Annotated in this window: 10 protein-coding genes; all 10 read right to left on the bottom strand. The window is 34.4% G+C overall.

Annotated elements, in window-relative coordinates; translation table 11 throughout:
* Nucleotides 1–125: 125 nt before the first annotated feature.
* The gene (locus NGI30_RS06710; protein ID WP_251516217.1) at nt 126–635 is read right to left on the bottom strand and encodes a YfcE family phosphodiesterase; all 510 of its coding nucleotides are present in this window, start codon (nt 633–635) and stop codon (nt 126–128) included.
* The gene (locus tag NGI30_RS06715; protein WP_251516214.1) at nt 635–1,216 is read right to left on the bottom strand and encodes an XTP/dITP diphosphatase; all 582 of its coding nucleotides are present in this window, start codon (nt 1,214–1,216) and stop codon (nt 635–637) included. The genes NGI30_RS06710 and NGI30_RS06715 overlap by 1 nt, the downstream gene beginning before the upstream one ends.
* A gap of 17 nt (nt 1,217–1,233) precedes the next feature.
* The gene (gene racE / locus NGI30_RS06720; protein WP_251943127.1) at nt 1,234–2,028 is read right to left on the bottom strand and encodes a glutamate racemase; all 795 of its coding nucleotides are present in this window, start codon (nt 2,026–2,028) and stop codon (nt 1,234–1,236) included.
* 360 nt (nt 2,029–2,388) lie between these two features.
* Nucleotides 2,389–3,207 carry a succinate dehydrogenase iron-sulfur subunit gene (gene sdhB / locus NGI30_RS06725; protein WP_251516208.1) on the bottom strand — a complete coding sequence of 273 codons (819 nt, stop codon included), beginning with the start codon at nt 3,205–3,207 and terminating at the stop codon, nt 2,389–2,391.
* Nucleotides 3,208–3,209: 2 nt separating this feature from the next.
* On the bottom strand, nt 3,210–4,973 hold the full coding sequence (gene sdhA / locus NGI30_RS06730; protein ID WP_251943129.1) for a succinate dehydrogenase flavoprotein subunit: 1,764 nt from the start codon (nt 4,971–4,973) through the stop codon (nt 3,210–3,212).
* Between the two features lie 42 nt (nt 4,974–5,015).
* Nucleotides 5,016–5,627, bottom strand: a complete 612-nt coding sequence (locus NGI30_RS06735; RefSeq protein WP_251516203.1) for a succinate dehydrogenase cytochrome b558 subunit — start codon at nt 5,625–5,627, stop codon at nt 5,016–5,018.
* Between the two features lie 330 nt (nt 5,628–5,957).
* A complete protein-coding gene (gene uvrC / locus NGI30_RS06740) occupies nt 5,958–7,748 on the bottom strand; it encodes an excinuclease ABC subunit UvrC (protein ID WP_251943948.1) in 1,791 nt (596 codons plus the stop codon).
* A gap of 183 nt (nt 7,749–7,931) precedes the next feature.
* The gene (trxA, locus tag NGI30_RS06745) at nt 7,932–8,246 is read right to left on the bottom strand and encodes a thioredoxin (protein WP_251516200.1); all 315 of its coding nucleotides are present in this window, start codon (nt 8,244–8,246) and stop codon (nt 7,932–7,934) included.
* A gap of 82 nt (nt 8,247–8,328) precedes the next feature.
* Nucleotides 8,329–10,677: an endonuclease MutS2 gene (locus tag NGI30_RS06750; protein WP_251516197.1), complete on the bottom strand. Its 2,349-nt coding sequence runs from the start codon at nt 10,675–10,677 to the stop codon at nt 8,329–8,331.
* A gap of 9 nt (nt 10,678–10,686) precedes the next feature.
* Nucleotides 10,687–12,399, bottom strand: coding sequence for a DNA polymerase/3'-5' exonuclease PolX (gene polX / locus NGI30_RS06755; RefSeq protein WP_251516195.1), 1,713 nt, complete (start codon nt 12,397–12,399; stop codon nt 10,687–10,689).
* Nucleotides 12,400–12,525: the final 126 nt, after the last annotated feature.

Below are 12,525 nucleotides of genomic sequence, written 5' to 3' on the forward strand. Positions count from 1 at the left end.
AAGCTTTTTCAATCCTAGTCATCCTTGTCGGAGTGGGACTACAAAATCTCCATTAGAAAATTCGATTTCTGTCCCACTCCCAAATTAAGTTAGATGTGGGAGTTATTATTTCTCAAATCATTTACTTATAATTCAAATGATTCACTATCAATTTCTTTATGCTCTCTATTACGGAATACGACAGTTGCCTTTTGTTCTGTTTCATCGATGCGTATTTCAGCATATGTTTCTTCAATATTACTGCGTGATTGTGAAATACTACCTGGATTTATAACATGTACGCCACCGATATTTTCATATTTTGCGACATGTGTATGACCATAAAATGCGAATTGGCAACCTAATGATTTTGCTTTTTCTGCTAATTTCATTCTTGTCGCATTTACACTATATAAATGCCCATGTGTATAAAAAGCTTTAACACCGTTATTCTCAGTAATCTCTTCATTTGGGAATTCCGGGTAAAAGTCTGTATTACCTTTCACGCGTTTATAATGGCTTAGTTCTGTATCATCATAAGCAAACTCAGAATCACCTAAATGTATAGCTACGTCTGCATCTTCATGTTCGTTTATAACATCAAATAAAATACCTTGTTCACTATGGTTATCACTGATTAAAATCCATTTTGTCATTATTGATCATCCTTAAAATGAGCTTTTAATTTTTCAATCGCTTTGGCACGATGACTAATTTCATTTTTATCTTCTGGTGAGATTTGCGCCATTGTTTTATTTTTTTCAACAACATAAAAGATTGGATCATAACCAAAGCCATTTTCACCAATTTTATTTAAAGTAATTTCACCTTCAATAATTCCTTCAAATAATTGCGTTTCTTCGCCTGGTGCACTCATACTTACTAAACAAACGAAACGAGCGCGTCTGTCTAATTCATTGTCTAAGTTTTCTAACAACTTATCGATATTCGCATCATCATCTTTACCTTCTCCAGCATATCTAGCAGAAAACACACCTGGTTCACCATTTAGCGCAAAGACTTCAAGTCCACTATCATCTGCAATCACACGTTTGTTTAACGCACGTGCCGCAGCTTCCGATTTAAGTTTTGCATTTTCTTCAAATGTTTCACCGGTTTCTTCTACATCAAAGTCTTCAATGAGATCAGAAATACCGATTACATTATATTCTGGAAATATGACTTTAAACTCATTTATTTTACCTTTATTATTTGACGCAATAACTAAATCTTCCATTTATTTCGCTCCTCACTTTATAATACTATTCTTTCAACTTTTACAGTCATGTTTAACCATTCTTGTATAATACTTTCAATTTGTTCTGTATTACCTGTTGAGAAAAATTGATGTTTGGGTTGTTTTTTGTAACCAGCATGTTCATTACTAAAAGTTAATAATGCACTAACTTCACGTGCAGTTTCTAAACCAGATGAGATAACTACTTTTTCTTCGCCAAAGTATTCGTAAATGTATTGATATAGTAAAGGATAGTGTGTACAACCTAAAATAACAGTATCTGCTTCGCTATTTCTCCATTGTTTTAAAGTTTGATGCATAATAATACTAGTTATCGTCGGATCTTTATATCTCATTTTTTCAACGAGTGGTACAAAGCCAGGGCATGCTACTCCTGAGACTTCAACTTCAGGATTGATATTTTTAATATGGTTACGATATGCCTCTGATTTTATCGTACCTTCTGTACCAAGAATTAAAACTTTTTTATTATTTGTAGTCATAATAGCTGTTCTTGCACCTGGCTCTATTACCCCAATAACGGGAATCGGTAAAATATCTTGTAAATGTTTTAAAGCAACAGCAGTGGCTGTATTACATGCTATTACTAACATCTTTATACCAAAACTCATTAATTTAGTAGCCAATTCTGTAGTAAAGTTCTTTACTTCTTCAGGTTCTCTTGGACCATATGGGCAACGTGCGATATCCCCAAGATAATATATAGTTTCATTTGGTAATTGGCGCATAATTTCTTTGGCTACTGTTAATCCACCAACGCCCGAGTCTATAACTCCAATCGGTTTATCCATTCGTCTTCATCCTTATTTATATTACTTGTTTTTTATTTTAGCATAGTCGACTTTTGAACGTCATTAAGCATGTTTATATTCAAATTATTATTGAATAGGATGAAGCTGTTATAAGCTATTTTTAAAAATCACTCGAAAATAACATTACCGAAAGAATAAAATAATTTTCTTCCAATGCTATTTTATATTTTCTATTACTCATTTACCTTAGTAGCTAGTTAGAGCCATGATCTTGAAATATACCTCATTTCCTAGAGTGTCTAGAAAATGATAATGAGACGTTATGGGAATATCTTTAATAAAAAAGCGGGAAATCATTACAATAATGATTTCCCGCTTTAAATACTTCCATATTTTTTATTAATTTACTTGATGGTCTGAACCGAAGAATGATTTGAACATATGGAATGAAGTTTCTCTGTTTAATGCAGCGATTGATGTTGTCAATGGAATACCTTTTGGACATGCATTCACACAGTTTTGAGAATTACCACATTCTTGTAATCCTCCGCCGCCCATTAAAGCTTCTAGACGTTCGTCTTTTGTCATAGAACCTGTTGGATGTAGGTTGAATAATCTAACTTGTGAAATTGCTTGTGCCCCAACAAAGTCGTTTTTAGGTGTTACGTTTGGACAAACTTCTAAACAAACACCACATGTCATACATTTTGAAAGTTCGTAAGCTGTTTGACGTTTTTTCTCTGGCATACGAGGACCAGGACCTAAGTCATAAGTACCGTCAATTGGTACCCAAGCTTTCATACGTTTCAAGTTGTCGAACATTCTTGAACGGTCAACTTGTAAGTCACGAATAACTGGGAACGTACTCATTGGTTCTAATTTGATTGGTTGTTCTAATTGGTCAACGATCGCTGAACAAGATTGTCTTGCTTTACCGTTGATAACCATTGAACAAGCACCGCAAACCTCTTCTAAACAGTTCATGTCCCAAATTACTGGAGTTGTTTTTTCACCTTTACTGTTTACAGGGTTACGTCTAATTTCCATTAGACATGCAATAACGTTTAAATTTTCACGATAAGGGATTTCAAATTCCTCTTCGTATGGTTTTGATTCTGCATTATCTTGACGTTTTATGATTAATTTAATTGATTTTTGTTTTGGTTGTTGTTGCTGTTGTTGGTCTTGCACTTCGTTTGTTTCTTTAGTTTCAGGCATGATTATTTACCTCCTTTTGATTTAGCAGAGTAATCTCGCTTACGAGGCGGGATTAAACTAATATCGACAGGTTCGTAAGTAAATTTAGGTGCTTCATGTATACCTTGATAAGATGCCAACGTTGTTTTTAACCATTCTTCATCATTACGGTCTGGGAATTCTGGTTTGTAGTGTGCACCACGTGATTCGTTACGGTTGTAAGCACCGATTGTAATAACACGTGCTAACTCTAACATGTTCCATAATTGACGTGTGAAGAAAACAGCTTGGTTACTCCAAGTTTGTGTATCTTCGATGTCGATGTTTTTATAACGTTCCATAAGATCAAGGATTTTCTTGTCTGTTTCTAATAAATTCTTGTTATCACGAACAACTGTAACGTTTGCTGTCATGATTTCACCTAGCTCTTTATGAAGTTTGTAGGCATTTTCGTCACCTTTCATATTGAGCAATTCATTGAATTTATCTTGTTCAGCTTTAACGTGTTTTTCATAAATGCTGTCATCTAAATCAGTATATGATTTTTCGATGTTTGAAATGTAGTCAATTGCATTTGGTCCTGCAACTGTACCACCGTAGATTGCAGATAATAATGAGTTCGCACCTAAACGGTTACCGCCGTGTTGTGAGTAATCACATTCACCTGCTGCGAATAAACCTTTAATGTTTGTCATTTGATCATAATCTACATATAATCCACCCATTGAATAGTGAACCGCTGGGAAGATCTTCATAGGTACTTTACGTGGGTCATCACCAGTGAATTTCTCATAAATTTCGATGATTCCGCCTAATTTAACATCTAATTCATGTGGATCTTTATGAGATAAGTCTAGGTACACCATGTTTTCACCGTTAATACCTAATTTTTGGTTTACACATACATCGAAGATTTCACGTGTCGCGATATCACGTGGCACTAAGTTACCATAATCTGGATATTTTTCTTCTAAGAAGTACCATGGTTTACCATCTTTATATGTCCAAATACGACCACCTTCACCACGTGCTGACTCACTCATTAAACGTAGTTTGTCATCACCAGGAATGGCTGTTGGGTGGATTTGGATGAACTCACCGTTCGCATACATAGCACCTTGTTGATAAACAATTGATGCAGCTGAACCAGTGTTGATCATTGAGTTCGTTGTCTTACCGAAGATTATACCTGGGCCACCTGTCGCCATAATAACCGCATCTGAACCAAATGATTGGATTTCAGAGTTTGTCATGTTTTGTGCGACAATTCCACGTGCCATATTGTCATCATCTTTAACAATACCTAGGAATTCCCATCCTTCGTATTTTGTTACTAAACCGTCAACTTCATAACTTCTTACTTGTTCATCTAACGCATATAGTAACTGTTGACCTGTCGTTGCACCTGCATATGCTGTTCTGTGGTGTAAAGTACCACCGAAACGTCTAAAGTCTAATAAACCTTCGTTTGTTCTATTAAACATAACACCCATACGATCTAGTAAATGGATGATTTGTGGTGCAGCTTCAGTCATTGCTTTAACTGGTGGTTGGTTAGCTAAAAAGTCCCCACCATATACTGTGTCATCAAAGTGAATTGCTGGTGAGTCACCTTCACCTTTCGTATTAACCGCTCCGTTTATACCACCTTGTGCACAAACAGAGTGTGAACGTTTAACAGGAACAAGTGAGAATAAATCAACATGTGCTCCTTTTTCTGCAGCTTTGATTGTTGACATGAGACCAGCTAGTCCACCGCCGACAACAATAACTTTCTTCTCTGCCATAAAATGTCACTCCCCTAAATATAAAAACTATGTCTTCTTAAATTATAAAAATGCAAACGTAGCACTTAAACCGATATATGAAACAACGATAAACACGATTAATGAAACCCATGTGAATACGCGTTGTGATTTTTTAGATTGTAATACACCCCATGTTACTAAGAATGACCATAAGCCATTTGCAAAGTGGAATGTAACAGCAATTAAACCGATAATATATCCAATTAAGTTTAATGGATTAGTTAAAATTTCGTGCATCATATCAAAGTTTGGTTCTTTACCAAACAATAATTGAATACGTGTTTGCCATAAGTGAATTGCAATAAAGATAAACGTGATAACACCTGTAACACGTTGTAAAAAGAACATCCAGTTTCTGAATCTAGAATAATGTCCAATGTTTTCCTTTGCTGTGAAAGCAATATGTACACCGTAAACTGCATGATATAAAATCGGAATGTAAATTAATAAAAATTCCAATACAATTAAGAATGGTAAAGATTCCATAAATGCAGATGCTTGGTTAAATGCTTCTGCACCTTTAGTTGCTTGGTGATTGACAAGCAAATGCACTAATAAGAATCCACCTATTGGAATAACGCCTAGTAATGAATGTAAGCGTCTTAACATGAATTGATTTTTCGAATATGCCAAAAGGAAGCCCCCCTGTGAAACAATTAAATTATTTGGTGTTCTTTCTTTGAATTTGTAATTTACGTATACTTCATTCAACTAATTTCAGTTACTATAATTGTTTATGTCGTATGGTAATTGCAAAGAAATGTCGTTAATAAATATTATCTCTACGTTAATTGTTTGCAATATAGGGTCATGTAACTAAAAATTTTAAATGATAACATTTATCAATTAGTAAACGCTTCCATATACAAACAAAAAAAGAACGCCTGTTATTTGTTATTGTAACACTAAAATATAATTTTTTGGGCATGAGAATGATTCTCATGCCAAAAAATTGCCACATCTCTATTTTTTTAGTGCCTCCATCAGATTTTTAGCTACTTTTTCTGGTAGCCCACTCGCTCTAAAATCTTCAATTGTAGCTTCTTTCATCTTTTTTATTGAACCGAATGTACGCAGTAATTTAGTCTTACGTTTTGATCCGATACCATCAACAGTATCTAACACAGAATGAAGACCCGTTTTCTGACGTGTTTGTCTGTGGAATGTAATTGCAAAGCGATGTACTTCATCTTGTATTCTATGCAATAAGTAAAATGCTTGGCTATTTTTCTTCAATGGTACAATTTCTGCATTTTCACCATAAAGGATTTCAGATGTTTTATGTTTTTCATTTTTACGCAAACCAGCTACAGGAATATCTAATCCTAGCTCGTTTTCAAGCACATCGATAACACCTGACATATGACCTTTACCGCCATCAACGAGTATTAAATCTGGCAATGGTGAGCCTTCGTTTAATACACGCGTATATCTTCTACGCACTACTTCTCGCATCGATTTATAATCGTCTGGGCCCTCTACTGTTTTAATTTTATATTTGCGATAACCTTTTTTATTCGGCTTACCATCCACAAATGAAACCATTGCTGATACAGGATCGACACCCTGAATATTAGAATTATCGAACGCTTCAATTCTTATTGGAGTTTGAATACCCATGGCCTCACCGAGCTCTTCGATTGCTTTTACTGTACGAGACTCATCTTTTGATATCAATTCGAATTTGTTTTCAAGTGTTACTTTAGCATTATGACTCGCTAAATCGACCATTTCTCTTTTCTTGCCACGTACAGGTTGTACAATCTTCGTATCAACAACTGACTGAATGACATCTGGATCTAACTGTTTAGGCACATGTACTTCTTTCGGTAATAAATGTTGATTTAAATCATAAAACTGTCCAATAAACGTATAAAATTCTTCTTCCGGTGTTTGTTGGATTGGAATCATCGTTGCATCTCTTTTGATCATGTCGCCTTGACGAATAAAGAACACTTGCACACACATCCAACCTTTAGAAACACTATAACCGAATACATCTCGCACTGTATTATCAGTTGTGGTCATTTTTTGTTTCTGTTTCTTAGTCAAATTCTGAATATGTTGAATTAAATCACGATATTCTTTTGCCCTTTCGAAATCAAGCTCTTCACTCGCAGCATTCATTCGTTGTTCCAAATTGTTAAGAATCGTTTTATCTTCACCATTTAAAAATTCAGTTATTTCTTTCGTCATTTGGGCATATTTATCTAAATCAACTGGATAAACACATGGCCCCATACATTGACCGATATGATAATACAAACACAATTTATCTGGCATTTTATCGCATTTTCTAAATGGATAAATGCGATCCAATAACTTTTTCGTTTCTTGCGCTGAATATGCGTTAGGGTACGGGCCAAAATATTTACCACTATTTTTCTTTACTGTACGGGTAACCATAAGTCTTGGATGCTTTTCTTTCGTTATTTTTATAAAAGGATAACTTTTATCGTCTTTCAATAGGATATTATAACGAGGTTGGTATTGTTTGATTAAATTTAGTTCAAGTAGTAGAGATTCGGTTTCACTCGAAGTAACGATAAATTCAAAATTGCGGATTTCTCCTACTAACCTAGTAGTTTTAGCATCATGTGCACCTGTGAAATAGGATCGTAAACGATTGCGTAATTTTTTCGCTTTCCCTACATAGATGACTTGATTTTGTCTATCTTTCATTAAATAACAACCTGGTTCCATTGGAACGACTGATAATTTTCGCTTTATTTTTTGGTGAGTTTCCGTATCCATCATATAATTTCCTCCTTTCTTTGAAATTGGTTATTGTAATATTTAATATGTATCGTTATAAGATTTGCATACATTTTCGTAATTTATTCAATATTGATATTCAATCGACACTCAATATTTTTTCTAAAAAATGGAAAACTGGGACATTAATTTAATTAATGTCCCAGCTAATCTTAATGAATTTTATAGATGTTTATCAATCACTTCAGCTAAGTTTTCTTTAGGTTGGAAACCTACGATCTTATCAACTGGTTCACCGTCTTTAAATACGAGTAATGTTGGAATACTCATTACTTCAAATTTGGCAGCTGTTGATGGGTTTTCGTCGACATCTAATTTTAAGATATCTGCTTTACCATCGTAATCTCCTGCTAATTCTTCTAAAACTGGCGCAATCATTTTACATGGGCCACACCAAGTTGCCCAGAAATCTACTAATTTAACGCCAGATTGGATATTTTCATCAAAGTTTGAATCTGTTACTTTTACAAGTGCCATATATGCCAATCCTCCTTAATATTCAAATGATGAGGAAATTATAACAGACTTTTTATAAATCTGCATACCTCTTTGCTCATTATTATTTTAACGTTGCTACTGTAACGCCAAAACCACCTTCACTAGGCATGCCGTTTCTAAATGATGACACATTTTTATGTTGTTTTAAATGATTTTGCACACCTTTTTGTAAAGCACCGGTACCCTTACCGTGAATAATGTAAACCTGTTCGTAGTTACTCAACACAGCTTGATCTAAATATTGGTCTACTGCAACCATTGCTTCATCGTAACGATAACCACGTAAATCTAGTTCCATTTTAATGCTTTGTCGATTTTGACGTTTAACCATTTTTGTTGGTTGTGGTTTTGTTTTCTTCGTTTTCTCAAGATCTGATAACGGTAATTTCATTTTGATAATACCCATTTGAACAACCGCTTCGTCATTATCTACAAGTTCAAGCACTTCGCCTTTTTGTCCATATGTGAGTACTTTTACTTCATCGCCTGCTTTGATTTCATCATATTTTTGTTTTTGGACTTCTTTTTTAATTGATTTCGCTTCATATTGATCATCTAGTTGCTTTTTCTTATCGATTAATTCGTGTTCTTTCACGTCAGCGCCTTTTTTATCACGTAATTGTCGTAATTCTTTTAATATAGTATCCGCTTCTTTAGTTGCTGTTTTCACGCGTTGATTAGCTTTTTCTTTAGCTTGTTCGATGAGTTGCTTTTGGTAATTCTGGTACTGACTATATTGTTTAGCTAAATCATCGTGTACACTTTGGGCTTCTCTTAATAGTTGATCTAACTCGATGCGTTGTTCGTCTACACGTTTTGAATTATATTCTAATGATGCAATCATTTCGTTAATTTCTTGTTCGTCTTGACCAATCATAGATTTGGCTTTTTGTATTATTTTAGTTGTTAAACCTAATTTTCTGGAAATATCGAAAGCGTTTGAACGCCCTGGCACACCCATCAATAACTTATATGTTGGACTTAGGCTATTTACATCAAATTCTACACTTGCATTCATAACACCTGTTCTATTGTAACTATAGGCTTTCAGTTCTGGATAGTGCGTTGTTGCCATCACAAGTGCACCAATTTCTTGGACATAGTCTAATATACTCATCGCAAGAGCCGCACCTTCACTTGGGTCTGTTCCTGCACCTAACTCGTCAAATAGAATAATGCTTTGTTTATTGGCATCTTGTAATATTTCTACAATATTTTTCATATGTGATGAGAATGTAGATAAAGATTGCTCGATAGATTGCTCGTCTCCGATATCACAATAGACATTATCAAATACGCCCAATTTACTACCATCTAATGTCGGAATTAACAAACCTGATTGAGCCATTATAATGATGAGCCCCAACGTTTTAAGGGTTACCGTTTTACCACCTGTGTTTGGCCCCGTTATGATTACGGTATTAACGTCTTCAGCAAATTCAATCGTATTTGCAACAACAGTTTCTTGATCTAATAAAGGATGAAATGCTTTAGGTAAATATACAGATCTTTCTTCTGTAAATTGAGGTTTTGTACCTTTAATATCACGTGCATAACGTGACTTGGCAGTTAAGAAATCAATTTGTCCCATAATTGATTCAGACGTTAAACATTCCTCTGCATTTTCGGCTACAAGTGCAGTGATTTCTGTTAAAATTCGTTCTCGTTCTGCCGCTTCATCATTTTTTAATCGACTAATTTGATTGTTCATCTCAACGATAGAAGTGGGTTCGATATATAAAGTTTGACCTGAGGCAGATTGGTCATGCACAATCCCTTTAAAATCTTGTCTATACTCTGCTTTGACAGGAATTACATTACGTTCATTTCTCACTGTGACAATCGCATCAGACAGTTTCTTCTGATTTGCTTGGCTTTTAACGATTTTATCAAGATTTTGTTTGATGCGTTGTGTCGTAGTTGAAATCTTACTTCTTATACCTTGTAATTCATAACTAGCATGATCATACAAATCATGGGCATCACATTTTTGATGAATTTCTTGATATACATTTGTTAATACCGGTAGTTGATTCATTCGTTCATCTAGAATAGGATATTTAACTTCTTCATCTTCTTCTAATAAGTTATTGTAGAATGTTTTATATTGATTTTGTACTTGAATAAGTCGTTTGATTAAATTAAGTTCACGAACATTGAGTACACCACCGATAGTTGCTCGGTGAATGTAGTGAGAAATTTTTGATAGACCGCTTAAGCTTGGTAAGCGATGTTTATTATAGATTTGTGCAATTTCATCAGTTTCATTAATCTGAAATTCCACCGTTTTAATATCTGTAGCTGGTGACATTGCTTTGATTTTTTCAACACCGATATCACTCATTGCTTCTTTTTCTACCAGTGCTTTAATTTTATCGAATTCTAAGACATCTAATGATTTCTGTCTCATACAATCCCTCTATTTCTTCAATTTAATGTTATTTTCAATGAAATCTTTAAAATCTTCACGAGATAAAGTATTAATAACACGCTCTTTATGCACAAATCCTTTTTGAGCAGTAGCCACACCATATTCCATAAATTCTAAATGATCTACATGGTGAGCGTCTGTATTAATCGTCAATCGAATATTCGGATGTTTACGTACAACTTCAGCGTTTAAATCTAATCGTTTCGGATTTGCGTTTATCTCTAATATTGTGTTTGTTGCCTCCGCCATTTCACACAATTTGTCTATATCAGGTTCATAGCCTGGTCTTTTACCTATAATGCGACCGGTTGGATGTGCAATATGGCGTACATATGGATTTTTGCAGGCATTTTCAAGTCGTTTCATAATTTCTTCCTGAGGTTGATTAAAGCTTTGGTGAATTGCTGCAATCACATAGTCTAATTGAGCTAATACCTCATCGCTATAATCCAATTCTCCATTAGGTAAGATATCCATTTCAATACCTGAATAAATATCAATTTCATCATATTTATCATTGAGCGTTTTAATTTCTTCATTTTGACGTAATAGTTGCTCGACTGATAACCCATTCGCAACCTTTAAACTTTGTGAATGGTCAGTGATAACCATATATTGGTAACCCTTTTCAATATTTGCTTTCACCATATCTTCTATACTAAATGCACCATCACTAAAGGTTGTATGCATATGCAAGTCACCGTTAATATCGTCTAATTGAAGTATATTTGTAAGTGATTTATCAAATTCACTACCATCTTCTCTCATAGCAGGTGCAATCCAATTCACTCCATAATGTTCATATATTTCTGCTTCACTTTGATATTGAATCAACTCACCATTTTGCTGTTCTATACCGTATTCACTAATTTTTTCATTTCTTTCTTTAGCTAATTGACGAATACGAATGTTGTGATCTTTAGAACCCGTGAAATGTTGTAACGTATGATAGTACGCCGATGGTTCAATAAGTCTAAAGTCCACTCCAATTGTTTCATCGTCGTATGAAAGTTCGAGCGATATTTTAGTATGTCCTATCGCTACTTCTTTAACTTTATTTGGTATTTCTAACAATGCTTGTTGTACTGTTTCAGGATCATCGGTACTAATAATATAATCAATATCTTTACTAGATTCTTTAAAACGTCTAAAGCTACCTGCTACATTAAATTGATCAATAGCTTCAATCTCGGACAAATAGCTATCAATTTCTAGACTTAACCCAGCAATTTGGTCAATCGGATAACGATCTTTTTTAGCACCCAAAGCTTTAACAGCTTCTAATATATTTTGTTCTGTCTTTTTAGCAAATCCACTTAGTTCGCTCACTTTTCCTGCCTCACAAGCTTGTTGTAAAGCATCCTTACTATCGATACCAAGTTCTTTATATAACTTTGCTATTTTCTTACTACCAAGACCTTGAATTTTTAATAGTGGGATTAAACCAGCAGGTACTTCATCTTGTAGCGCTTCAAGAGTTGTTGATTTACCTTGTTCTCGATATTCATTAATTACTTCGCCTACACCTTTTCCAATGCCTTTAAGTTCCGTCACGTCATCAATTTCATCTAATGGACGTTCATCCGTTTCTAAACTTTGTGCTGCTTTACGATATGCAGAAACTTTAAAAGTGTTCTCCCCTTTTAATTCCATATATACAGCTATTTTTTCTAGTAATTTTATAATTTCTTTCTTTGACATGACATTCCCTCCATAAAAAAAGGGGCAACAACAATTACTGCTTTAAATTAACCAGTAAATCGAATATGCCCTTAAAGTAAAATATGTTCAAAATACGAAACATGACATTTTAACAATAGTGCTTAC

This window comes from Staphylococcus sp. Marseille-Q5304, assembly GCF_943737015.1.
Taxonomy (GTDB): Bacteria; Bacillota; Bacilli; order Staphylococcales; family Staphylococcaceae; genus Staphylococcus; species Staphylococcus hsinchuensis.